This window comes from Leifsonia sp. 10N434 (assembly GCF_056394405.1).
In genome coordinates this window covers 125,525-149,214 of record NZ_JBFTHV010000006.1, presented here as the reverse complement: position 1 = coordinate 149,214, position 23,690 = coordinate 125,525, and the positions used below count along the sequence as shown (strand labels likewise).

At 70.0% G+C, this 23,690-nt stretch carries 21 protein-coding genes; 9 read left to right on the top strand and 12 right to left on the bottom strand.

Going from position 1 to position 23,690, the window contains the following annotated elements:
* Nucleotides 1-5 precede the first annotated feature (5 nt).
* Nucleotides 6-779: a VOC family protein gene (locus AC1DB1_RS15735; RefSeq protein WP_477201474.1), complete on the bottom strand. Its 774-nt coding sequence runs from the start codon at nt 777-779 to the stop codon at nt 6-8.
* 81 nt (nt 780-860) lie between these two features.
* Here AC1DB1_RS15735 and AC1DB1_RS15730 point away from each other — a divergent pair, with 81 nt between their 5' ends.
* Nucleotides 861-1,901, top strand: a complete 1,041-nt coding sequence (locus tag AC1DB1_RS15730) for an NAD(P)-dependent alcohol dehydrogenase (RefSeq protein WP_477201473.1) — start codon at nt 861-863, stop codon at nt 1,899-1,901.
* Here the strand turns inward: AC1DB1_RS15730 and pdxR are convergent.
* The gene (gene pdxR, locus AC1DB1_RS15725) at nt 1,898-3,382 is read right to left on the bottom strand and encodes a MocR-like pyridoxine biosynthesis transcription factor PdxR (protein WP_477201472.1); all 1,485 of its coding nucleotides are present in this window, start codon (nt 3,380-3,382) and stop codon (nt 1,898-1,900) included. The genes AC1DB1_RS15730 and pdxR overlap by 4 nt on opposite strands.
* Nucleotides 3,383-3,461: 79 nt before the next feature.
* Between pdxR and AC1DB1_RS15720 the strand changes: the two genes are divergently transcribed.
* The gene (locus AC1DB1_RS15720) at nt 3,462-3,899 is read left to right on the top strand and encodes a carboxymuconolactone decarboxylase family protein (RefSeq protein WP_271178149.1); all 438 of its coding nucleotides are present in this window, start codon (nt 3,462-3,464) and stop codon (nt 3,897-3,899) included.
* Nucleotides 3,900-3,965: 66 nt separating this feature from the next.
* Here the strand turns inward: AC1DB1_RS15720 and AC1DB1_RS15715 are convergent, their stop codons facing one another.
* Nucleotides 3,966-4,340 carry an FKBP-type peptidyl-prolyl cis-trans isomerase gene (locus AC1DB1_RS15715; RefSeq protein ID WP_477201471.1) on the bottom strand — a complete coding sequence of 125 codons (375 nt, stop codon included), beginning with the start codon at nt 4,338-4,340 and terminating at the stop codon, nt 3,966-3,968.
* A gap of 217 nt (nt 4,341-4,557) precedes the next feature.
* Here AC1DB1_RS15715 and AC1DB1_RS15710 point away from each other — a divergent pair, with 217 nt between their 5' ends.
* From AC1DB1_RS15710 to AC1DB1_RS15700, 3 genes are all read left to right on the top strand, one after another.
* A complete protein-coding gene (locus AC1DB1_RS15710) occupies nt 4,558-5,769 on the top strand; it encodes an ROK family protein (RefSeq protein ID WP_477201470.1) in 1,212 nt (403 codons plus the stop codon).
* Nucleotides 5,770-5,929: 160 nt separating this feature from the next.
* Nucleotides 5,930-7,285 (top strand): MFS transporter, encoded by a 1,356-nt coding sequence (locus tag AC1DB1_RS15705; protein ID WP_477201469.1) that lies wholly within the window; start codon nt 5,930-5,932, stop codon nt 7,283-7,285.
* A 12-nt stretch (nt 7,286-7,297) separates the two neighbouring features.
* Nucleotides 7,298-8,821 (top strand): carboxylesterase/lipase family protein, encoded by a 1,524-nt coding sequence (locus tag AC1DB1_RS15700; protein WP_477201468.1) that lies wholly within the window; start codon nt 7,298-7,300, stop codon nt 8,819-8,821.
* Between the two features lie 72 nt (nt 8,822-8,893).
* Here the strand turns inward: AC1DB1_RS15700 and AC1DB1_RS15695 are convergent, their stop codons facing one another.
* Entirely contained in the window at nt 8,894-10,285 is a 1,392-nt protein-coding gene (locus tag AC1DB1_RS15695) for an FAD-binding oxidoreductase (RefSeq protein WP_477201467.1), read from the bottom strand.
* A gap of 251 nt (nt 10,286-10,536) precedes the next feature.
* Here AC1DB1_RS15695 and AC1DB1_RS15690 point away from each other — a divergent pair, with 251 nt between their 5' ends.
* Together AC1DB1_RS15690 and AC1DB1_RS15685 are read left to right on the top strand one after the other, a co-directional pair.
* Entirely contained in the window at nt 10,537-12,075 is a 1,539-nt protein-coding gene (locus AC1DB1_RS15690; protein WP_477201466.1) for an AlkA N-terminal domain-containing protein, read from the top strand.
* A 44-nt stretch (nt 12,076-12,119) separates the two neighbouring features.
* Entirely contained in the window at nt 12,120-12,884 is a 765-nt protein-coding gene (locus AC1DB1_RS15685; RefSeq protein WP_477201465.1) for a glycosyltransferase family 2 protein, read from the top strand.
* Between the two features lie 44 nt (nt 12,885-12,928).
* Here the strand turns inward: AC1DB1_RS15685 and AC1DB1_RS15680 are convergent, their stop codons facing one another.
* Nucleotides 12,929-13,804 (bottom strand): fumarylacetoacetate hydrolase family protein, encoded by an 876-nt coding sequence (locus AC1DB1_RS15680; RefSeq protein ID WP_477201464.1) that lies wholly within the window; start codon nt 13,802-13,804, stop codon nt 12,929-12,931.
* An 85-nt stretch (nt 13,805-13,889) separates the two neighbouring features.
* Here AC1DB1_RS15680 and AC1DB1_RS15675 point away from each other — a divergent pair, with 85 nt between their 5' ends.
* Nucleotides 13,890-14,810 carry an alpha/beta fold hydrolase gene (locus AC1DB1_RS15675; RefSeq protein WP_477201463.1) on the top strand — a complete coding sequence of 307 codons (921 nt, stop codon included), beginning with the start codon at nt 13,890-13,892 and terminating at the stop codon, nt 14,808-14,810.
* A 48-nt stretch (nt 14,811-14,858) separates the two neighbouring features.
* Here the strand turns inward: AC1DB1_RS15675 and AC1DB1_RS15670 are convergent, their stop codons facing one another.
* From AC1DB1_RS15670 to AC1DB1_RS15650, 5 genes are all read right to left on the bottom strand, one after another.
* Entirely contained in the window at nt 14,859-16,379 is a 1,521-nt protein-coding gene (locus AC1DB1_RS15670; protein ID WP_477201462.1) for an aspartate ammonia-lyase, read from the bottom strand.
* 136 nt (nt 16,380-16,515) lie between these two features.
* Nucleotides 16,516-17,898, bottom strand: coding sequence for an aldehyde dehydrogenase family protein (locus tag AC1DB1_RS15665; protein WP_477201461.1), 1,383 nt, complete (start codon nt 17,896-17,898; stop codon nt 16,516-16,518).
* 10 nt (nt 17,899-17,908) lie between these two features.
* Nucleotides 17,909-18,604: a tRNA (guanosine(46)-N7)-methyltransferase TrmB gene (gene trmB, locus AC1DB1_RS15660; RefSeq protein WP_477201460.1), complete on the bottom strand. Its 696-nt coding sequence runs from the start codon at nt 18,602-18,604 to the stop codon at nt 17,909-17,911.
* 113 nt (nt 18,605-18,717) lie between these two features.
* Nucleotides 18,718-19,047: a DUF4190 domain-containing protein gene (locus AC1DB1_RS15655; RefSeq protein ID WP_477201459.1), complete on the bottom strand. Its 330-nt coding sequence runs from the start codon at nt 19,045-19,047 to the stop codon at nt 18,718-18,720.
* 117 nt (nt 19,048-19,164) lie between these two features.
* Nucleotides 19,165-20,610, bottom strand: a complete 1,446-nt coding sequence (locus AC1DB1_RS15650) for an NCS2 family permease (RefSeq protein ID WP_477201556.1) — start codon at nt 20,608-20,610, stop codon at nt 19,165-19,167.
* Between the two features lie 83 nt (nt 20,611-20,693).
* On the opposite strand from AC1DB1_RS15650, the gene AC1DB1_RS15645 reads away from it, so the two are divergent.
* Nucleotides 20,694-21,971 carry a uracil-xanthine permease family protein gene (locus AC1DB1_RS15645; protein ID WP_271178136.1) on the top strand — a complete coding sequence of 426 codons (1,278 nt, stop codon included), beginning with the start codon at nt 20,694-20,696 and terminating at the stop codon, nt 21,969-21,971.
* A 99-nt stretch (nt 21,972-22,070) separates the two neighbouring features.
* On the opposite strand, the gene AC1DB1_RS15640 is transcribed toward AC1DB1_RS15645, so the two are convergent.
* Nucleotides 22,071-22,403, bottom strand: coding sequence for a peptidase (locus tag AC1DB1_RS15640; RefSeq protein WP_477201458.1), 333 nt, complete (start codon nt 22,401-22,403; stop codon nt 22,071-22,073).
* The gene (locus AC1DB1_RS15635) at nt 22,400-23,617 is read right to left on the bottom strand and encodes an inorganic phosphate transporter (protein ID WP_271178134.1); all 1,218 of its coding nucleotides are present in this window, start codon (nt 23,615-23,617) and stop codon (nt 22,400-22,402) included. The genes AC1DB1_RS15640 and AC1DB1_RS15635 overlap by 4 nt, the downstream gene beginning before the upstream one ends.
* Nucleotides 23,618-23,690: the final 73 nt, after the last annotated feature.

Sequence of the window (23,690 nt, the reverse complement as noted above, 5' to 3'; positions counted from 1 at the left end):
CGGACTCAGGCGGCCTCCGGCTCGGGCTCGAGCAGGGCGAACGCCCCTCCGAACGGGTCGACGACCGTGACCCAGCGCCCGACACCGGGGGCGGAACCGCGTTCGCTGAGCAGCGTGCCGCCCAATTCGGTGAGCCGGACGACTGCGGCGTCGAGGTCGGCGACGTTGAAGTACACGAGCCAATGGGGCGGGATGTCGGCGGCAGGCTCGATCGCTCCGGCGACCGAGGTCTCCCCCACGTCGAACAGCGAATAGACGCCGTCGCCCATCGCCATCTGACTCGTGCCGACGCCGAGCACGTTCTCGTAGAAGTCGAACGACGACTCGCAGCCGCCCTCGACCAGCTCGACCCAGTCGACGGCGCCCGGTTCCTCACGCAGCCAGGGCGAGTCCTTCTCCTTCTGCCACAGCCCGAACACCGCACCGGCGGGGTCGGCGACGATGGAGAGCTGAACGCCAGGGGCGAGCTCGCCGGGCGGCTGCAGGACCGCTCCTCCGGCCGCCGTCGACGCGGCCGCGGACGCGTCGATGTCGTCCACTGTGAAGTACGTCGTCCACACCGAACGGCTGCCCTCCGGCATCGTCGGCGGCAGCGGGCCGATCGCCGTCACGGGCACTCCGCGCATCGTCGCCACGGAATAGCCGCCGGTCTCGGCGGACGCGGCCGGCAGCTCCCACTCGAACAGCTGACGGTAGAAGGCGGCGGCGCCGGCCTGGTCGGTGCTCTGCAGATCGACCCAGATCGGCGTGCCCTGCGGGAAGGAGTCGATGATCGGCATGGCCCACACCATACGCCGGTGGTCCGGCGCCGCGCGAGGGCGTCGGCCGCGCACGGACGAAGGCGGAGTACGGTGCGGACCATGAAGGCACTCCAATATCGCGAGATCGGTTCCCGCCCAGAAGTCGTCAGCATCCCGGACCCGCAGGTCGGTCCCGGCCAGGTGCTCCTGAAAGTCACCGCTGCCGGGGTCTGCCATTCCGACGAGTTCATCATGAGCCTGCCGGCCGAGGCGTACGTCTACGGTCTTCCCCTCACCCTCGGTCACGAGGGGGCGGGCATCGTCGAGGCGGTCGGCGAAGGGGTGAGCGGCGTGAAGCCCGGCGACTCCGTCGCGGTCTACGGACCATGGGGCTGCGGCCGCTGCCACATGTGCGCCCAGGGCAAGGAGAACTACTGCCTCAACGCAGAGGCGGAGGGCATCCGGCCGCCCGGACTCGGGGCGCCCGGCTCGATGGCCGAGTACATGATCGTCGACAACGAGCGCCATCTCGTTCCGCTCGGCGATCTCGACCCGGTGAAGAACGTCTCGCTGACGGATGCCGGGCTCACGCCTTACCACGCGATCAAGACCTCACTGCCCAAGCTCGGCGCCGGGACCACCGCCGTCGTGATCGGCGCCGGCGGACTCGGACACGTGGGCATCCAGATCCTGCGGGCGATCAGCGGGGCGACGGTCGTCGCCCTCGACGTCAGCGACGAGAAGCTCGATCTGGCCACCCAGGTAGGCGCGCAGCACACCTTCCTGTCGAATCCGGATGCGGTGGGCGCCGTGCGCGACCTCACCGGCGGCCGCGGGGCGAACGCGGTGTTCGACTTCGTGGGCGTGCAGCCGACGGTCGAACTGGCCTCGGCGATGGCGGGAACGGAAGGGGACGTGACCATCGTCGGCATCGGCGGCGGCGTACTTCCCGTCGGCTTCGGCCGCATCGCCTACGACGTGGCCGTGCGCACGCCGTACTGGGGCTCGCGGGCCGAGCTGATCGAGACCTTCGATCTGGCGCGCGCAGGCTCCGTCGAAGTGGAGATCGAGACCTACAGCCTCGACGAGGCCCCGAAGGCGTACCAGCGGCTGCACGAGGGCAAGATCCGCGGGCGCGCTGTCATCCTGCCGAACGGCTAGCCCGCGGGCTGCGGATGCGCGGAGCGGGCGATCGCGCGCGACAGCAGCCGCAGGCCGTCGGGCACATCCGCCTCGGCGATCGAACCGAACCCGAGCAGCAGACCGTCGGGAGCACCGTGGCCGAGGGTGAACCGGGAGAGCGCCTGCATCGCGACGCCGGAGGCGGCGGCGTCGGCGACGACCCGGGCGGCGTCGAACGGGATCGACGTATCGGCGGCCACGACGCACAGGTGCAGGCCGGCGACCGAAGGGACCACGCGCATGCTCTCGCCGAGAAGACTCTCGACGTGGGCGGCGATGCTCCGCTGGCGGGCTCCGTACGCCTTGGTCGCCTGGCGCACGTGCCGCGCGAAGCCGCCCGAGTCGATGAAACGCGCCATCGCCGCCTGGGTCAGGTAGTCGTTGTGCCAGTCGGTCAAGCGCTTGGCGCTGCGCAGCGCGGGCATCAGCGATGCCGGGGCGATCAGGAAACCGAGCCGGAGCGCCGGCAGCATCGTCTTCGAGAAGGTGCCGACGTAGACCACTCTTCCTTCGCCGTCGAGACTCTGCAGCGGGTCGAGGGGCCGATCGGCGAAACGGTACTCGCTGTCGTAGTCGTCTTCGATGATCACTGCGTCGTTCGCCGAGGCCCAGGACAGCAGTGCCGTGCGGCGCTCCAGCGACAGCACGGCGCCGGTCGGGAACTGATGCGACGGGGTGGTGTACACGAGGCGTGCGCGGGGCGGCACCGAGTCCACCCGGATGCCGTGCTCGTCGACCGGCACCGGCACGACCCGGGCGCCCAGGGTCTCGAACAGCTGTCGCACGGGCGGGTATCCGGGGTCTTCGACGGCCACCAGATCACCGGGATCGACCAGGATGCGGGCGATCAGGTCGAAGGCCTGCTGGGCGCCGCTCGTGATGAGCACGTCGTCGGCGGCGGCATCCACCGATCGTGCGACACCGAGATGCCGGGCGAGAGCCTCGCGCAACCGTTTCAGACCGGCGGGGTCGGCGTAGTGGGCGGAGCGCAGGATGCCGCCCCGCAACTCTCCGGCGACGAGCCGCCGCCACTGCTCGATCGGGAAGAGCGCCGGGTCCGGAGTGCCGACGCTGAAGTCGTAGGCGATCGGCAGCGGTTCCGTCCACAGCGGGTCGTCGATGTCCCGCCAGTGCATACGAGGGAGTGCGCCGGCGTGCCGGCCCGCGTGCGGGGAGTCGCCTCGCCTGGCCGCGCGGCGGGATGCGACCGTCGACGGCGCGCCGGTGGCCGCGACGTACGTTCCTGAGCCCACTTTCGATGTCAGGTAGCCCTCGGCCGTGAGACGTTCGTAGGCGACCGTCACCGTCGTGCGCGAGACCGCGAGCTGCGACGCCAGATCGCGCGAGGCCGGGAGCCGCTCGCCGCGCCGCAGCCGCCCGTCACGGATGGCGTCGCGCAGCTGCCGGTAGATGCGGTCGGCGCGGTCGCCCCTGCCCTCGATCTGAACGTGCACATCCATCCTGGCCTCCCGATTGGTCTGATCAGAACCGTATGAATTGGATCTTACTGCGGGCCAATGGCGCTTCTACTCTCGAGGCATGACAGAACGAATCGACATCTCGTCCCTGGTCCCCGAGGGGTACCGCAAAGTGATCAACCTCGACGGCTACGTCGGCCAGCGCGTGGAGCAGCCGCTCGGCGACCTCGTGCGCCTGCGCGCCTCCCAGCTCAACGGCTGCACCTTCTGCGTCGACATGCACTCGGTCGACCTGCAGACGGCCGGGGTGCCGCTGCGCAAGATCTTCTCGGTCATCACCTGGCGCGAGTCGGAATGGTTCAGCGAGCGGGAGCGCATCGCCCTCGAACTCACCGAGGAGATCACGCTCATCCAGGGCGGCGTCTCCGACGAACTGTTCGCCCGGGCACGTGCCGAGTTCGGCGACGAGGGCCTCAGCGACCTCATCCTCGCCATCGGCACCATCAACATCTGGAACCGCATCGCCATCCCGACCCTGATGGCGCCCCCGGCGCTCTGACGCACGGAGCGCGAGAAGGCCCCCATCCGAAACCGGACGGGGGCCTTCACACTGTTCGCGACGGGATCAGCTGACGCCGAGCAGGTCGATCACGAAGATCAGGGTCTTGCCCGACAGCGGGTGACCGCCACCGGCCGGTCCGTAGGCCTGCGCCGGCGGAACGGTGAGCTTGCGACGGCCGCCGACCTTCATTCCGGGGATGCCGTCCTGCCAGCCCTTGATGAGGTTGTTGAGGGGGAAGTTGATGGACTGCCCGCGGCTCCACGACGAGTCGAACTCCTCGCCCGTCTCGTACTCGACGCCGAGGTAGTGCACGTCGACCTTCGAGCCGGGGGTCGCTTCGGGCCCGCTGCCCTCCACGATGTCGACGATCTCGAGCGTCTCGGGAGCCGGGCCCTCGGGGGCGTCGACCTCGGGCTTCTGGTTGGTGTTTTCTGCCATGCGTCCATCCAAGCCGCTCACGAGCGTCCGCGTCAAAGGCGTTCGCTCAGCGCACATGTCCGAAATCCGCTCTTGCGCTCGTCGCCGATGCGGAGCAGTCTAAAGACAGATCTCATAGATCAACTCGTCGTCCGGGAGAGTCGCAGGCATCGCCGCACCACCGGACGATGAGTCTGTTAACGCCCGTGTCGCATCCGGGCTGTGGCATCCTGACGGAATGAGCGATTCCGGGTCGGCCAGCCTCGTCAGCGGCGACGTCCGCACCCACAATCTGTCGCTGCTCATGCGACGGCTCGTGGATGCCGGCCCGAGCGCACGCAGCGACCTCGCCTCGGCCACAGGGCTCGCCCGCGGCTCGGTGACCGCCCTCGTCGGCGTGCTCATCGAGGCCGGCCTGGTGCGCGAGACAGAGGTGGTGCCCGGCGAGGGCGCCGGCCGTCCCCGGACGCTGCTCAGCATCGCGGCGGACTCCGTCGCGCTGCTCGCCCTGCAGTTGGACGCCGACCGGGCGATCGCCGTCGCTCACGACTTGGACGGCACGGAGCTGCTGCGCGTCGCCGAACATCACGGCCGGCCAATGGGAGACCCGGAGGCCGTGATCGATGTCGCCGCGCGGGTGCTGGGATCCGCCCTCGACGACCTCGAGGCCGGCGGACGACGCGTCGCCGGCCTGACTGTCGTGGTGTTCGCGCCGGTCGGCGAGGAGCCGCGGGTCGTCGTCGCCGACACAGACCTCGGATGGGGGCGCGTCGATGTCCTCGCCGGCCTGCGTGCGCTCGAGCCCCGGCTTCCGCGCTCGGCCACGCTCACCAGCGACGTGATCGCCGCGGCCCTCGCCGAGGCCAGCCTGATCGACGACGTGACCGATCTGCTCTACCTCAAGAGCAACAGCGGTATCGGAGGCGCGATCATCTCGGGAGGCGTCCTGGTCGAGGGGCGCCACCACCTCGCCGGTGCCCTCGGCCACATCGCGGTGGACTACGACGGCGCGCTCTGCGACTGCGGCCAACGCGGGTGCCTGGTCACCGTCGCCGGCCCGGATGTCGTGCTCGAGCGCGCAGGACTCGCCGACGTTCTGCAGCACGACGGCCTGACGCGCGCGCTCGAGCTCCTCGTCGAACGCGTGCACACCGGCGACGAGGAGGCCACCGCCGCGTTCGTCGCCGCTGCCGACTGGGTCGCCCGGGCGATCGCCATCGTGCGCATGACGCTCGACCCGCAGATCATCCTGCTCGGAGGGTACTGGGCCGAACTCAGCGATCTCATCGGCGCTCCCGCCGCGCAGCGGATGCGCTTGGCCGCGTACGGCAACGAGCTCGCTCCCCCTCCGGTCGTCGCGGGCACCCTGGGCGCCGACGCCGCCATCCTCGGCGCGCTCTGGCGGCTCCGCGCCGACCTGCTCGCCGACCCGCTGGCCCTCTCCGCCTGACCGTCCGAGCGACGTCGGCCGATGGCTGACTCCGGCCTAATTGATTCGAGGGTTGAAGTATTTACACCGAGACCTCATACTCATAACCGAGCGACGCACGGTTTCTCCCGCGTCGCACGGCTCCCGAAGGGCCGCAACCCACTCAACGAAGAGGAGTGTTGTGTCTACGCATCCACCCGAGTTCGACGCCGTCGAACCCTTCGCCGCCACAGCGGCTGCAGCATCCCCCGCCCCCACCGACCTCGGCGATGCCGTCGTCGTCGACCGCGCGACCGCCGAAGCCGGTCCCACACCCTATTCGCCCTCGAACCGGCGCCCCCTCCTCCCCTCTCTCGCTATCACCTCGCTGGTGCTGTTCGCCACGTATTCGGGCCTGATCGCGGTGCTCCTCCCCCTTCAGGTCACGGCCATCGATCCGGTGCACAAGATCAACAACCTGGCCATCGTGACGACGACCTCCTTCGTCTTCACGCTCTTCGCGCAGCCGATCGTCGGAGCCTTCAGCGACCGGACCCGCAGCCGGATGGGCCGCCGCGCCCCGTGGATGATCATCGGAGCCGCGGTCGGTGCCGTGTTCCTGGCCGGCCTCGGCAGCCTCAGCTCGATCCTCTGGATCACGATCTTCTGGGTCGTCATCCAGGTGTCGCTGAACGCGCTGCAGGGTCCCCTCACCGCGATCACCCCCGACCGGTTCCCGCGCAGCAAGCGCGGAGTCGCGTCGGCCATGGTCGGCATCGGAACGATGGCGGGCGGCACGATCGGCGTGCTGGTCGCCGGGCAGTTGGCCGCGAACATCGGGGTCGGGTACACGATCTTCGGCGTCGCGGTGCTCGTCGTCACGCTCGCCTTCGTGTTGATCAATCGGGACTACTCGAGCCGCAACGCCGTGCACCCTCCGTTCAGCTGGAAGACCTTCGCCGCCGGCTTCTGGATCAACCCGCGGAGGAACCCCGACTTCGCGTGGGCCTTCGCCGCCCGCTTCCTGTTCATCCTGGGGTACTTCGTCACCTTCGGGTACCAGTTGTTCATCCTCACCGACTACATCCGGATGACCACCGAGCAGGCGACCGGCGCGATCGGTCTGCTCAGCATCGCTTCGCTCGTGACCACCGTGGTTTCGGTGTCCCTCGCCGGATGGCTGAGCGACAAGCTCGGCCGCCGCAAGGTGTTCATCTACGCGGCGAGCGCACTGATGATCGTCGGTCTCGCCATCCCGCTGATCTCCCCCACCCTCACCGGGATGCTGGTGATGAGCGCGATCAACGGATTCGGCTTCGGCCTCTACATGGCGTGCGACACCGCCCTGATGACCGAGGTGCTGCCGGGCGGCGGCACGGCGGCGGCCAAGGATCTCGGCATTCTCAATGTCGCCACGAACATCCCGCAGGCCCTCAGCCCGACGGTCGCGGCGGTGCTGATCGGCGTGGTCGGCGGATTCCCGGCCCTGTTCGTCTTCGGGATGATCGCCGTCGCGCTCGCGGCTTTCGTCCTCATCCCCATCAAGAGCGTTCGTTAGGAGAATGACAGTATGAGCACCCCCACCACCCCGCCCGAGGTCGACACCACCGCCGGACGCGTCCGCGGCACCTGGCGCGACGGGTCGGCCGCCTTCCTCGGCATCCCGTTCGCCGAGCCGCCGGTCGGAGACCTCCGTTTCGCCGCCCCGGTGCCGCACCGATCCTGGCCCGGCGTGCGCGACGCCGTCGAGTACGGCGCCACACCGCAGCGCGCGGCACTCAGCGAGGTCACCCTCATCCCGGAGCCGTCGATCCCCGGGGACTCGACGCTGAACGTCAACGTGTTCACCCCCGCCCCGGCCGACACCGGAGCCGCGCTGCCCGTCCTCGTCTACATCCACGGCGGCGGATTCGTCGCCGGGTCGCCCGCCAGCCCCTGGTACGACGGGGCCGCCTTCAACCGCGACGGCGTCGTGACCGTGTCGGTCTCGTACCGCCTGGGCTTCGACGGCTTCGGCTGGATCGAGGACGCGCCGCAGAACCGCGGCATCCTTGACTGGATTCTCGCCCTCGAGTGGGTGCGGGACAACATCCGGTCGTTCGGCGGCGACCCGTCGCGCGTGACGATCGCCGGGCAGTCCGCCGGCGGCGGCGCGGTGCTCAGCCTGCTCGCGGTGCCGTCGGCGGCGTCGCTCTTCCACGGCGTGATCAGCATCTCGGGGGCGACGAGCGATCTTCCGCTCGCCGAGGCGGAGACGCTGGGCCGGCGCCTCGCCGCGGAGGGAGGCGTCGAGCCGACCCGCGCCGGCCTCGGAACCCTCGATGAGAGCGTCGTCCTCGACCTGCAGGCGAGGATCGCCTCTCCCGTGCCCGAACCGGATGCCACGGGCGACGCCGACCCGCTGGCTCCCCTGGTGGCGCTCGCATCCGGCGGACTGAGCTGGGGGCCCGTCGTCGACGGCGAGCTGCTGCCCGAGCCGATCGCTGCAGCGCTCGCCCGCGGCGTCGGCGCCGACAAGGCGCTGGTGCTCGGCGCGACGGACAACGAGTTCAACATGGCGCTCGCGCCGCAGGCGGACGCCCTCGCCGCCGTGCCGGCCGCGGCGATCCTGTCCCGCTTCGGTCTCGCCGACGACACGGTCGCCGCGTACGCCGAGGAGCACGCTGCGTCGGGGACGGCCGGCGTCATCGGCCAGTACCTGACCGACCGGATGTTCCGCACCACCGCCCTCGCGCTGGCCCGGGAACGCGCGGCGACGGGAGCACCGACCTGGCTCTACCGGTTCGCCTGGGCATCGCCCACGATCGGAGGAGCCTGCCACTGCCTCGACATGCCGTTCTTCTTCGACTGCCTCGGCAGCGACCGTGTCGACTACATCGCCGGCCCGAACCCGCCCCAGGCGCTCGCGGACGACGTGCACGGCGCGGCCGTGGCATTCATCACGACGGGCGACCCCGGCTGGACGCCGTTCGACACGACGGATGAGCCGGGCCGCGTGTTCGATGTACCGTCGCGCACCGAGGCGCGAGCATACGCCGACGTCGAGCTCCTGATGCCGGCCGCCACGGGCGTCGGCGTCGCGGCGAACGCGTAGTCCACTCCCGTCGACCACCCCGCGCGGCCGGACCTTTCACCGGCCGTGCGGGGTCTCGTCATCCAGCGCCGTTCAGCCGAACACCTTGCCCGGGTTCAGGATGCCCAGCGGGTCGAACACCGACTTGAGCTTGACCTGCAGATCGTAGGAGTCCGGCCCGAGCTCGTCGGCCAGCCAGCGGCGCTTGAGCACGCCGACCCCGTGCTCGCCCGTCAGCGTGCCACCGAGCTCGATGGCCGTGCGGAAGAGGTCGTTCGCGGCGTCCCAGACCGCCTCCGGCACGACGTCACCGCTGTAGACGAAGTTCGGGTGCAGGTTGCCGTCGCCGGCGTGCGCCACGGTCGGGATCGCGATGCCGTGCCGCGCGGAGATGCTCTCGATCGCCGCGAACATCTCGGGCATCCGGGAGCGCGGGACCGAGACGTCCTCGATCAGCACCTCGCCCGTGGCGGCGAGCGCCGGATGGAAGGCGCGGCGGATCGCCAGCAGCCGTTCGCCGGCCTCGGCGTCGACGGAGACCTCGACGGTGCCCCCGGCCTCCCGGATGACCTGTGCGGCCGCTTCGGCGTCGTCGGCCGCCGAGAGCCCGTCGAACTGGGTGAGCAGGTAACTGCCGCCGTGGGTGACGCCGAACGCCTCGGCGATGACCTGCTCGCCCAGGTAGGCCGAGATGCGTTCCAGCGAGGGGCCGTCGAGGATCTCCATGACCGCAGGCCGCAGCCGGGACGCGGTGACCCGGGCCGCGGCTCCGGCGGCCGTGCGCACATCCGGGAACAGGGCGCCGATGGTGGTGGGGACACCGGGCGGGATCGGGAGCACCCGCACTGTGGCCCCGACGATCACGCCGAGGGTCCCCTCCGAGCCGACGAACAGGGCGGTGATGTCGAAGCCGGTGACGCCTTTGACGGTGCGGTGGCCGGTGCTGATGAGCCGTCCATCCGGCAGCACGATGTCGAGGGCGAGCACGGCTTCGCGCGTCACGCCGTACTTGGCGCAGAGCAGACCGCCCGCGTTGGTCGCGATGTTTCCGCCGACGGTCGAGATCGCCTTGCTCGCCGGGTCGGGCGCGAACCAGAGGCCGAAGGGCTCCAAGGCGGCGTTGAGGTCGGCGTTGATCACGCCGGGCTCCACCACGGCGAGTTCGTCGTCGGCCGAGATCTCGACGATGCGGTTCATCCCGGCGACGCTGAGCACGATCGAGCCATCGGTGCCGTTCGCGCCGCCGGCGAGGCCAGTGCCGGCGCCGCGGGGCACGACGGGCACGCGGAACTCGCTCGCCGCCCGGAGGGTCGCCTGCACGTGCTCGACGGTGGTGGCGTGCACGACGGCCAGCGGCCGGCCATCGGCGATCCATCCGGAGCGGTCGGTGCGAGCTGCCTCCAGCTCGGCGTCATCCGTGCTGAGCACTCCCGAGGCGACCGCCTCGTCGCCGAGTGCCGCCCTGAGCCAGTCGAGAACATCCATGCCACTCACTCTAGAAGCCGCCCGCCCCGCTTCCGCGCGCACTCCGCCACCACCGGCGATCGAGTCCGAAGTTGTTGCACCGCAGCCTCGGCGTGTCGCCGCAACAAGTTCGGACTCGATTGAAGTGGGCTCGGGGCGGGGCGGGGCGGGGCGGGGCGGGGCGGGGCGGGGGCGGGGCGGGCGGGAGGGGGCGCGCGGGTGATGTCCGAAATCCGCTATCGGATGTCGGCGGGCGGTGGCAGGCTGGGCGCATGAGCAGTGCACACGCAGTCCTGGAGCGGCCGGAGGAGTTCGACGATCCGGTGTTCGCCGAGCGCTACCGCGCCATGAGCGCCCGGGATGCGCGCTTCGACGGCCAGTTCATCACCGGCGTGCACTCCACCGGCATCTACTGCCGCCCGAGCTGTCCGGCGGTCTCGCCGAAGCCGTCGAACGTCACCTTCTACCTGACCGCAGCGGCCGCCCACGAAGCCGGGCTGCGTGCGTGCAAACGATGCCTGCCGGATGCCGTGCCGGGGTCGCCCGAGTGGAACATGCGCGACGACCTGGCCGCCCGCGCCATGCGGCTGATCGCCGACGGCACCGTCGAGCGCGAAGGCGTTCCCGGCCTGGCCCACCGCCTCGGGTACACCCCACGACATCTCGGCCGGGTGCTCGTCGCCGAGCTCGGCGCCGGTCCCCTCGCCCTCGCCCGTGCGCACCGCGCGCAGACCGCCCGCCTGCTGCTGGCCGGCACCGACCTGTCGATCACCGACGTCGCGTTCGCCGCGGGGTTCACGAGCGTTCGCCAGTTCAACGAGACGATGGCCGACATCTACAGAACGACGCCCGGCGACATCCGATCCGCCGCCGCGCGCCGGTCGGGCACGAAGCGTGCGCCGGGCGGCCACCACGACGCGGCGGGCGACGCGACCGGCGACGCGACCCTGTCGCTGCGCCTGCCCGCGCGTGCGCCGTTCGACGGAGCCGCTCTCCTCGGCTTCCTCACAGCACGGTCGATCGCCGGCGCCGAGCTCGGCGGAGACGGCACCTACGCGCGGGCGATCGCGCTGCCGCACGGTCCCGCGACCGTCCGCCTCACGCTCGGCGGCACCGCGTCCGCGCCGCACGTGCTGTGCGACGCGACATTGTCGGACGTCGCCGACCTCGCACCGCTCGTCGCCCGCATCCGGCGCCTGCTCGATCTCGACGCCGACGCGCAGGCCATCGACGACGCCCTGGCCGCCGATCCCGCTCTCGCGGCGAGCGTCGCGGCCGCTCCCGGCCGTCGCGTGCCGGGGGCGGTGGACGCCGACGAGATCCTGTTCCGTGCCCTGATCGGCCAGCAGGTGTCGGTGCCGGCCGCCCGCACGGCACTCACTCGGCTCACCGAGGCACTGGGCGAGCCGATCGCCCTCGGTGGCTTCACCCGTCTGTTCCCGACCGCCGCCGCCATCGCCGAGCACGGTCGTGAGGTGCTCAGGGGGCCGGCGAAGCGCGTCGGCGCCATCGTCGCGACGGCGGAGGCGCTCGCGACGGGCGACCTGGTCATCGACGTCGGCGAGTCGCGCGAGGAGCTCGAGGCCCGTCTGGTCGCGCGGCCGGGCATCGGACCGTGGACGGCCGGCTACGTCGCGATGCGCGTGCTGGGAAGCCCGGACATCCTGCTGACGAGCGACCTGGCCATCCGGCAGGGGGCGGCCAAGCTCGGGCTGCCGTCCGAGGCACGCGCCCTCGCCGCGCACGGCGCGAGCTGGGCGCCGTGGCGCAGCTATGCAGGAATGCACCTGTGGCGCGCGGCTTCGGCGTAGGATTCCAGACGTAACTGCGCGATCCGGTGAGGAGGGAGCCGACGTTGCCCTCGATCACCGTGGTGATCCCGGCTCTCGACGACGCCGAGATGCTCTCGCGTTCTCTGGCAGACCTGGCCAGGCAGCTGCGTACGGCCGATGAGATCGTCGTGGTCGACAACGGCAGCACCGACGAGACCGCGGCCGTGGCCCGCGCCGCGGGAGCCCGGGTCATCGAGGAGCCGGTCCGCGGCATCTGGCCGGCCGCCTCGGCCGGGTACGACGCGGCGACGGGCGACATCATCGCGCGCCTCGACGCCGACTCGCGACCCCCCATCGACTGGCTGCTGCACATCGAGGCCGAGTTCGTCGACTCCCCCGAGATCGGCGTGCTCACCGGCCCCGGCATCTTCTACGACGGGAACACTGTCGTCGCGGGGCTCGGCCAGCTGCTCTACATCGGCGGCTACTTCTGGTCGATGGAGGTCTGGCTCGGGCATCCGCCGATCTTCGGCTCCAACTTCGCCATGCGCCGCGAGGTCTGGATGCGCGTGCGCGGTCGCGTGCACCGCTCGCTGCGCGAGATCCACGACGACCTCGACCTGGCCATCCACCTCGATCCCGACCAGATCGTGCGTTACGACGAGCGCCTCACCGTCGGCATCTCGGCGCGCCCCTTCTCCACCTGGCGCGGCTTCGGTCGCCGGCTGGGCTGGGCGTACAACACCCTCAGGATGCACCTGCCGGAGGAGGCGCCGTGGCGCCGCCGTGCCGCGCGCCGTCGCTGGGAGGAAGAGCACGCCGACGATCTGCCGGGGGCCGTCGCCTGAGCCGACCGGGGCCGCGGGTCGTCAGGTGACGCGGCGGCGGGTCGTCAGGTGACACGGCAGTAGGTCGTGAGGTAGCCGATGCCGCCGATCGACACGGTCACCGTCGAGTGGTCGCGCAGGAACACCGGGGGCGTGCGCGAGTATCCGGCGCCGCCCGGGCTGCCCGTCGAGATGAGCGTTCCGGGCGGGATGGTCGCCGACGTCGACAGGAACGCGATGATCTCGGCGACGGACCGCACCATGTCGGCCGTCGACGAGTCCTGCAGGATCGCGCCGTCGACGTTGGTGGTGAGCCAGAGGTCTTGCGGATCGGAGATCTCGTCGGCGGTCACCACCACCGGTCCGGTCGGTGTGAAGCCGTCGAACGACTTGCAGCGCGACCACTGCGCCTCCGAGAACTGCAGGTCGCGCGCCGTGATGTCGTTGACGACCGTGTAGCCCCAGACGTAGTCGAGGGCATCGCGCACGGCCACGTTGCGGGCGGGCTTGCCCATGATCACTCCGAGCTCCGCCTCGTAGTCCACCTGCGTGGTCAGGTCTTCGGGCCAGCTCGTCGTGCCCCCGTGACCGGAAAGCGAATTGGGCCACAGATTGAAGACCGTGGCCGCCTTCTCGGTGCGCAGCTTCAGCTCCGAGGCGTGGGCGGCGTAGTTGGCGCCGATGGCGATGACGTGCGGCGGACGCAGCACCGCCGAGGCGTGGCGCAGCCCGCGCACCGGTGTGAGCGAGGTGTGCTGGGCGATGGCGTTGTCCACGACGGCCCGCACGTGGGCCAGACCATCGGGCCCCTGCTCGATGAGATCTTGGAGATCGCGCGGCGCCGGGTCCATCACCTCGTCGAGGAACAGGACGCCGTCTCCGATGACGGCTGCCAGACGCGGCTGTGGGTCTGTGGCGGAGCTGAGGTGCGAGAATCTCACCCGTCCAACCTACCGTCCGGCCCTCACCGCCGACGAAAGCGCCGCGCTACCGGCGAACGTCGCCGGCGTCGGCTAGCGTTGGAGCGTGTCCATCGGTGAGAGGCGTCCGGGTGTCGCCGGAGGCGACGACGACGCCGCACGACTCGACGCGGGGCTGCCCGACGTCGACTGGTCGATCGCGCCCGTCGGGGCGACGTTCTCGCGGTTCGCCGCGCCCAGCGGAGAGCTGGCCGTGGTGTCGCTCGGCGATCCGTCCGACCCGCGCGTCGTCCTCATCCCCGGAGTCACCGGCTCCAAAGAAGACTTCTACCTGCTCGCGCCCATCCTCGTCGCCGGCGGTTACTTCGTGCAGAGCTTCGATCTCGCCGGCCAGTACGAATCGGCGCAGGCCGGCCCGGTGCCGGGCGGCCGGTACACCTACGGCCTCCTGGTCAGCGACGTACTGGCGTTTCTGCGGTCGGGTGAGCCCGCGCACGTGCTCGGCTACTCCTTCGCGGGTGTGCTCGCCCAGCTCGCCCTCGTCGAGCAGCCCGGGCTGTTCAGAAGCCTCACCCTGCTCACCACTCCCCCGGAGCCCGGCCAGGCCTTCCGCGGCGTGCGGGTGATCGGCTGGCTCAGCTGGTTCCTGAACGGCCGCCAGGGCGCCGGGCTGATGATCTGGGGCATCGTCACCAACAAGAACAAGGTCCCGCCGAGCCGGCTCGCGTTCGTGCGTTCGCGGTTCGACCTCACCCGCCGTTCGAGCGTCGACGACATCGTCGGCTTGATGAAGCGGGTGCCGGATGTCCGTGGCCAGGTCAACCGCAGCCGCGTGCCGGTGCTGGTCGCGACGGGCACCCACGACCTCTGGCCCACCCATCTGCACGCCGCCAACGCCCAGGTGCTGGGAGCGACCCTCGCGGTGTACACCACGGGCCACAGCCCGTGCGAGACCGCGCCCCACCAGCTCGCCCGCGACATGATCGCGCTCTTCCACCGCGCAGAACGGGCGGAGCAATCGCGCTGACGCGACGGGCACCCCGTCAGGCGCCTGTCGCGGGCGAGCCGGTGCGAATCAGCTCAGGTTGCTCGCCTTGACGATCGGCACGGCCGTCGTGATGGCCTCGAGGCCACTCAGCCGGGCGGGCGAGAGCAGCTTGGTGACGTCTTCGCGGCTCATCAGCTTGGCATCGACGACCATGTCGGCGACGTTGCCGCCCGTGAGCAGGGCGGTCTTCGCCAGGGCGGCAGCGGCAGCGTAGCCGATGTGCGGCATGAGCGCGGTGATCACTCCGACGGACGAGCCGACCATCGCTCCGAGCCGCTCCTCGTTGGCCGTGATGCCGTCGACGCAGTTCACCCGCAGCGTGTGGAAGGCCTGGGTCATCCAGGTGATGCTCTGCAGCAGCGAGTGCGCGATCACCGGCTCGAACGCGTTCAGCTGCAGCTGACCGCCCTCTGCCGCCATGGTGACCGTGACATCGGCGCCGGCCACGGAGAAGGCGACCTGGTTGACGACCTCCGGGATGACCGGGTTGACCTTGCCGGGCATGATGCTCGAACCGGCCTGGCGCGGCGGCAGGTTGATCTCGCCGAGGCCCGCCTGCGGTCCGCTCGAGAGGAGTCGGAGGTCGTTGCAGATCTTGGACAGCTTGATGGCGCTGCGCTTCAGCGAGCCGGAGAACGACATGAACGCGCCGGCGTCGCTGGTCGACTCGATCAGGTCGGGCGCGGTCTCGAGGTTGAGGCCGGTGATCGCGTTGAGGTGCTTGACCGCGGCGGCCGCGTAGCCGGGGTCGGCGGTGATCCCGGTTCCGATGGCGGTCGCGCCGAGGTTGATCTCCGCGAGCAGCCATTTCGTCTCGGTGAGACGCGCGTGGTCCTCGGTGAGGGTGGTGGCGAACCCGTGGAACTCCTGGCCGAGCGTCATCGGCACGGCGTCCTGCAGCTGGGTGCGTCCGACCTTGAGCACGTGACGGAACTCCTCGCCCTTGCGAGCGAAGGAGTCGCGGAGGAGGGCGAGCTCGTCGAGCAGGTGCGCCAGGGCGAAGGTCAGCGCGATCTTGATGGCGGTCGGATACGTGTCGTTCGTGCTCTGGCTGCGGTTGACGTCGTCGATCGGGCTGATGAACTGGTACTCGCCCTTGCCGTGGCCGTCGAGCTCGAGTGCCACGTTGGCGATGACCTCGTTGGCGTTCATGTTGGTCGACGTGCCGGCGCCGCCCTGCATCACGCCGACGACGAACTGGTCGTGGTACTCGCCGTCGATGATGAGCTGGCAGGCGCGATCGATGAGTTCGGCCTTGTGGGCATCCAGCACGCCGATCTCGAGGTTGGCGCGCGCAGCCGCCTGCTTGACGCTGGCGAGCGCGACCACGAGGTCGGGATAGACGGAGATCGGACGCTTGGCGATCTGGAAGTTCTCGAGGGCGCGCGAGGTGTGCACGCCCCAGTAGGCGTCGGCCGGGATGTCCCTGACGCCGAGCGAGTCGCTCTCGGTTCTGACCGGGCCCCCGTCGGCCGTCGGGGTGGGAACGTCGGAGACGTTCTGTCGGGCGTCCACGACCGGAATGGGTCTCGTCACAGGCTCGTCCATGGTGGCTGTGTGTGCGGTGTTCACGGTGGCTCCGTTGCCTCTCGTTGTGCGTTGGCGGTGAAGGATGTCGGCCGTTCGTGGCCGCCGACGCACCGAGCCTACCTCTGTTCCCTGACCGCGAGGAGGGGCGTGCCGGTCACCCCAGCTTGCGCAGCAGGGTGCGCACGAAGCGGTCTTTCGACGCCGTGTACGGCGGGTAGATCAGCTTCAGCGTGTCCGGCTTGAGCGACTTGCTCAGCACCGCTTTCTCGTGACTGAACGTGCGCAGCGAGTTCTCGCCGTGGTAGGCCCCGGAGCCGCTGTCGCCCACCCCGCCGAAGGGCAGGCCGCCGACCGCGAGATGGGCCGCCGGAACCCCGAAACCGATCGCGCCGGAGCTCGTCTCGGTGGTGAAGCGCTTGCGAATCCTCGGGTTCTCGCTGAAGACGTACAGCGCCAGGGGCTTGTCGCCCTCGTTGATGATCCTGATCGCCTCATCCGGCCCGCTCACCGTCACGATCGGCAGGATGGGCCCGAAGATCTCCTCGCGCATCACCGGGGCGTCGCGCGGCACGTCGGCGAGCACGGTCGGCGCGACGTAGCGGGTCGCCGCGTCGGTCTGACCGCCGACGACCGTGCTGCCAGCGCCGAGCAGCGCCGCCAGTCGCTCGAACTGCCGTCCGTTCACGATGCGCCCGTAGTCGGGACTCGTCGCGGGATCGTCGCCGTAGAGCTCGATGACCGCAGCACGGAACGCCTCGGTCAGCCGGGCGGCGACGGCCGGGGTCGCCAGCAGGTAGTCGGGCGCGACGCAGGTCTGCCCGGCGTTCATGAACTTGCCCCACGCGATGCGGAGGGCGGCAGCCACCGGGTCGACGGTGTCGTCGACGTACACGGGCGACTTGCCGCCGAGCTCCAGGGTCACCGGCGTGAGGTTCTCGACCGCGGCCGCGGCGACGATCCGGCCCACCCGGCCGTTGCCGGTGTAGAAGATGTGATCCCAGCGCTGCTCGAGCAGCTCGGTGGTCTCGTCGACCCCGCCCTCCACGACCGCGACGGCGCGCGGGTCGAGGTATTCGGGCACGAGCCGCGCCATGACCGCCGAGGTGGCGGGCGCCAGCTCGCTCGGCTTGAGCACGACGGCGTTGCCGGCGGCCAGCGCGCCCACCACGGGCGCCAGCAACAGCTGCACCGGATAGTTCCACGGTGCGATGACCAGCACGACGCCGACGGGCTCCCGCACGATCGACGCGCGCGCCGGCATCAGGGCGCCGGGAACGGTGACGCGGCGCGGCCGCAGCCAGCGGCGCAGGTGCCTCAGCATGTGATCGATCTCGCCGACGACGAAGCCGATCTCGGCCACCTGCGACTCGGTCGGGTTCTTGGCCAGATCGGCCAGCAGGGCGTCCTCGAACTCCGCGGAGCGTTCGGTGAGCATCCGGCGCAGTGCGGTCAGCTGCGCGACCCGCCAGCCGCGCGGCTTCGTGATGCCGGAATCGAAGGAGTGACGGAGGTCGGCGACGGTCTGGGCCAGGGTCATATGGCTCATCCTACGGATGCGAGGCGGGCCGGTACTCCAGGTCGAAGATCGCGTGTCCGAGCCCTTCGCCGCGGCGCTCGAACTTGGTGACCGGCCGGTCGTCGGGGCGCGGCACGAAGCGCTCGGCTCCGGCGGCGTTCACGAGTCCCAGTTCCGCGTCGAGTACGACGAGCATCTGCTCGGCGTACGGCTCCCAGTCGGTCGCGAGGCGGAGCACGCCCTGCGGACCGAGCGCGCGCGCCACGTACTCGGCGACGTCGGACTGCACGATGCGGCGCCGGTGGTGCTTGTTCTTGGGCCAGGGATCGGGGAAGTAGATCAGCACCTCGTCGAGCGAACCGGGCGCGAACCCCGTGCGGAGCACCTCGACGGCGTCGCCCCGTACGAGGCGCACGTTCTCGAGGCCGCGGAGACTGCTCTCGCCCAGCACGCGCCCGATGCCGGCCCCGTGCACCTCGATTCCGAGGAAGTCGCGGTCGGGATGCCGCTCCGCGAGGGTGAGCAGGTTCTCCCCGTCGCCGAAGCCGATCTCGATGACGCGGGGCGCGCTGCGGCCGAAGACCGCGTCGAGGTCGAGGCGGTCGCCGGTGAACTCCACGCCGTAGACGGGCAGGAGCTCATCGATGGCGCGCGCCTGCGCTTCGGTCTTGCGGCCGCGGGTGACGAAGCTGCGCGGACGGAGGATCGGGGGTGTCGGGTCTTCCACCCGTCCATTGTCCCCGAGATCGCGGCCGGGTCCGGACGCCCGCTGGGCCGCACACGACTCGACGCCCTCCCGGAAGCCGTCGGGAGGGCGTCGAAGTGCGGTCGCCGGTCGGCCTACAGGAAGGCGAACGGCAGGAAGGCGAAGCCGATCCCGACGCCGATCAGCGCGAGCAGGGCGACGATCACGGCGCCTGCCAGCATCACGGCGTTGAGCACGATGCCCCAGACGGCCATCGTCCTGCTCTCCGGTTCGCGGCGCAGCGCCATGACGCCCGTCACGAGACCGGCGATGGGGGCGAAGAACGTCCAGCTGAAGACGATCGATGCGAGCCCGAGCGCGAGGCTCGTGATGCTCAAGGTCCTGGTGGGCGCAGCCGTCGGTGCCGCGTATCCGTACGCGTACGGTGCGGCCTGCGGTGCCTGGTGGCCTGCGGCGTCGGTCATGATGTTCTCTCCTCGGTTGATGGTGACTCCAGTCAACCGTGGAGCCGCCGCGGCCACCATCCGGTTATCCCCCGGTTCTTCGTCAGGGGATCCCCCGATCTTCCAGGAGAGCAGCAGCTAGGACAGCAGCGTCTCGATCGGACCACGCGCGAAGTAGACGAGGAAGCCCGCGGCCACGATCCAGAGCAGCGGGCTGATCTCGCGCGCCTTGCCCGCGAGCGACCGGATGAGCACCCAGCTCACGAAGCCGACGCCGATGCCGTTGGCGATCGAGTAGGTGAGGGGCATCACGATGATCGTGAGGAACACCGGGAGCACGCTGGAGAACTCGCTGAAGTCGATGTACCGGATCTGCACCACCATGAGGGCACCGACGATCACCAGCGCGGCGGCCGCGACCTCGAGCGGCACGACCTGGGTCAGCGGCGTGAAGAACATCGCGAGCAGGAACAGCACGCCGGTGACGACGCTGGCGAAGCCGGTCTTGGCTCCCTCGCCGATGCCCGACGCGGACTCGACGAACACCGTGTTGGACGAGGCAGAGGTCGCGCCGCCGACCACCGCGCCGACGCCCTCGACGATCAGGGCGGACTGCAGCCGCGGGAACGTGCCGTCCTCGTTCGCCACGCCGGCGCTGCGGGCCAGGCCGGTCATCGAGCCCATCGCGTCGAAGAAGTTCGTGAAGACGAGGGTGAAGACGAGCATGACGGCTGCGAGTGCACCGATGCGGCCGAAGGCGCCGAACACGTCGACCTGGCCGACGAGGCTCAGGTCGGGCAGCGAGACCAGGGAGGACGGCAGCTGAGGAACGGTCAGGTTCCAGCCGGCCGGGTTCTTGCCCATCGAGGGGCCGACGTGCCAGATCGCCTCGGCGATGATCGCGACGACTGTGGCTGCGACGATGCCGATCAGCAGGGCGCCCTTGACCTTGCGGGCCATCAGCACGCCCATGATGACCAGCGCGACCAGGAAGGTCAGCGTCGGGATGGTCGCGATCGATCCGGCCTCGCCGAGCTGCACCGGCGGCGACGACATCGTGGTGGTGCGCACGAAGCCGCTGTCCACGAAGCCGATGAACGCGATGAACAGGCCGATGCCGACCGTGATCGCGGTCTTCAGCTGGGCCGGGACGGCGTTGAAGATCAGCCGGCGCAGACCGGTCGCCGCCAGCAGCACGATGATCAGACCGTTGATCACCACGAGTCCCATCGCCTCCGGCCACGTGACGATCTTGACCACGTTCACGGCGAGGAAGGAGTTGATGCCGAGGCCGGCGGCGAACGCGAACGGCAGGCGCGCGATCAGACCGAACAGCACGGTCATCACACCGGCGCTCAGTGCCGTCACAGCGGCGACCTGCGCACCCTGCAGCGAGTTCCCGGCGACATCGGGCGTGCCGCCCAGGATGAGCGGGTTGAGGATGACGATGTAGGTCATCGTCACGAACGTCAGCACGCCACCGCGCACCTCCGTCGCCCAGGTGGTGCCGCGTTTGGTGATCTCGAAGAAGCTGTCCAGGCGCCCCCGCGTGGTAGGTGCGGGCGTGGTCGGTGCGGAAATGATCGTCTCCCGTAGTATCTCGGTGGGCTCTCGCCGCGAATCGCGACCGGATAAGCCTAAAGCCCTCTCGACGCGAAGGATGCCCTATGGCCCTGCCCTGGAAACTGCACGGTGACGGAAAGAACGTCGGAGCGAGGGAGATCGTGCTCCCCGGGGAGCGGCTCACCTGGCCGCGCACGATCGGCCTCGGTCTCCAGCACGTCGTCGCCATGTTCGGCGCGACGTTCCTCGTCCCCGTGCTCACGCACTTCCCGCCGAGCACCACGCTGCTCTTCTCCGGTATCGGCACCATCCTCTTCCTGCTGATCACGGGCAACCGGCTGCCCAGTTACCTGGGGTCGTCGTTCGCCTTCATCGCTCCGATCACGGCGGCGACGGCCAGCAACGGGATGGGCAGCGCCCTGTTCGGGATCGTCGCGGTCGGCATCCTGCTCGCGATCGTCGGCGGCATCGTGATCCTCACCGGCACCGGTTGGATCGATGCACTGATGCCGCCCGTCGTCGCCGGCGCGATCGTCGCCCTGATCGGGTTCAACCTCGCGCCCGCGGCCAAGAACAACTTCGTCCAGGCGCCGTGGACCGCGCTCGTGACCCTGCTGGCGGTCATTCTGTGCACCGTCCTGTTCAAGGGCCTGCTCGGCCGGCTGTCGATCTTCATCGGCGTCATCGTCGGTTACGTCTTCGCGGTGATCGCCGGCCAGGTCGACTTCTCGACGGTGGCGAAAGCGGACTGGATCGGCCTTCCGACCTTCGCCCTGCCGACCAATCCGTTCGCGGACCCCGGTGCGACGTTCGGCATCCTGCCGGCGTTCCTCCCCGTCGTGCTGGTGCTGGTGGCCGAGAACGTCGGGCACATCCGCGGCGTGGCCCAGATGACGGATGCGTCGGTCAACAAGCGCACCGGCCGCGCGTTGTTCGCGGACGGTCTCGCCACGACGATCGCCGGGTTCTTCGGCGGTTCTGGCACGACCACCTATGGCGAGAACATCGGCGTGATGGCCGCGACCCGCGTCTACTCGACGGCCGCGTACTGGGTGGCCGGCATCTTCGCGGTGCTGCTCGGGCTCTCCCCTAAGGTCGGCGCCGTGATCAACACGATCCCGGCCGGAGTGCTCGGCGGCGTGACCACCGCGCTGTACGGCCTCATCGGCATCATCGGTGTGAAGATCTGGCTCGACAACAAGGTCGACTTCTCCAAGCCGGTGAACCAGTTCACCGCGGCGACGGCGCTGATCGTCGGCATCGCCGACTTCACCCTGAACCTCGGCCAGCTCACGTTCAACGGCATCGCCCTCGGAACGATCGCCGCGATCGTCGTGTACCACCTGATGAGCGCCGTCGCACGACTGCGCGGCACTGACTGACACCGCACCGCCCAGGGACGAACCCCTGACGACGGCGAAGCCGCCGGACGCCATTGTCCGGCGGCTTCGTCGTCTCGGGAGGCGCTGCTCGCGCAGAGCCTAGTTGTGGAAGTACGGGATGATCAGGTACAGCCCGTAGAGGACCGCGCAGCCGCACAGCACGAAGCAGGCGTAGGCGCCCGCGAGCGCGGTGCGCTTCTGCCCGTCGGTGAGCGGGCTCTTGCGCTGCGCCTTGTTCGCCTTCTTGAGGGCGCGGGCGGCCTCTTCCGGCGAGATCACCGTGATGGCATCCGTGAACTCGGCCGGCTCGACGAAGAGGGCCCTGCCGGCCACGGCGAGCAGACGCGTGCCGAGCGCATAGAGGGCGACGACGACGCAGGCGCCGATCAGGGAGGCGGCGAAGACGATGAGGAAGGCGATCCAGTCGATCATGCTGACTCCTTCGCTTTGCCGCGCGGCTTCTTCAGCGGCTTGACCTTCTTGATCTTCACCGCGCGACCGGATGCCGCCACCTCGCTGACACCCTGCACGGGCACCGGCGCGACGGCGTTCTCGCTGTCGACACGGTTGCGGTTCGACAGCCAGAAGATGATCACGATCACGATCACGGCCGCCAGAGCGTCGATCGCGACACCCACCGGTCCGAGGTCCACCAGCCACGCGGAGACGCCGCCGACGATCGCCGCCGCCGGCAGGGTCAGCAGCCAGCCGAGCGCGATGCGTCCCGCCGTCCCCCAGCGCACGGACGCGCCGCGCCGGCCGAGACCGGAGCCGATCACGGAACCGGAGGCGACCTGCGTGGTCGAGAGGGCGAAGCCCAGGTGGCTCGAGGCCAGGATGGTCGCGGCGGTGCTGGTCTCGGCGGCGAAGCCCTGAGCCGGCTTGACCTCGGTCAAGCCACGGCCCAGCGTGCGGATGATGCGCCAGCCGCCCGAGTACGTCCCGATCGCGATCGCGAGGGCGCAGGAGATGATGACCCAGGTCTCCGGACCGGATCCGGCCTGCTGCAGCCCGGCCGAGATCAGCGTGAGCGTGATGATGCCCATCGTCTTCTGGGCGTCATTGGTTCCGTGGGCGAGGGCGACGAGCGACGACGAGAAGATCTGTCCGTAACGGAAACCTCCGCGACCATCCGGCCGCCCGTCGTAGCGTCTCGTGATCCAGTACGCGAGTTTCGTGGCGGAGTACGCGACGACGCCGGCTGTGACGGGCGCGATCACCGCAGGCAGGATGACCTTGTCGAGCAGCACCACGAAGTCGACGGCCCCGAACCCGACGCCGACGATCGCCGCGCCGATGAGGCCGCCGAACAGCGCGTGACTGGAGCTCGACGGCAGCCCGAACAGCCAGGTGATCATGTTCCAGAGCACGGCGCCGACGAGACCGGCGAAGATCAGCTCCGGGGTGATCTGGACACCGCCGTCGCCTTCTTTGATGATGCCGCCCGAGATGGTCTTGGCGACCTCCGTCGAGAGGAAAGCGCCGACCAGGTTGAGGATCGCGGCGAGGGCGACGGCCACTTTCGGCCGCATGGCGCCGGTGGCGATGGGGGTCGCCATCGCGTTCGCGGTGTCATGGAAACCGTTGGTGAAGTCGAAGAACAGGGCCAGTGCGATGACCAGCACGACGATGACGGTGAGATCCACCGGTGCCTTTCTCCTGGAGGGGCTCAGTCTCGTGTCGGAACACAGTGCATCCCGAACCAAGATTTCTTCAGGA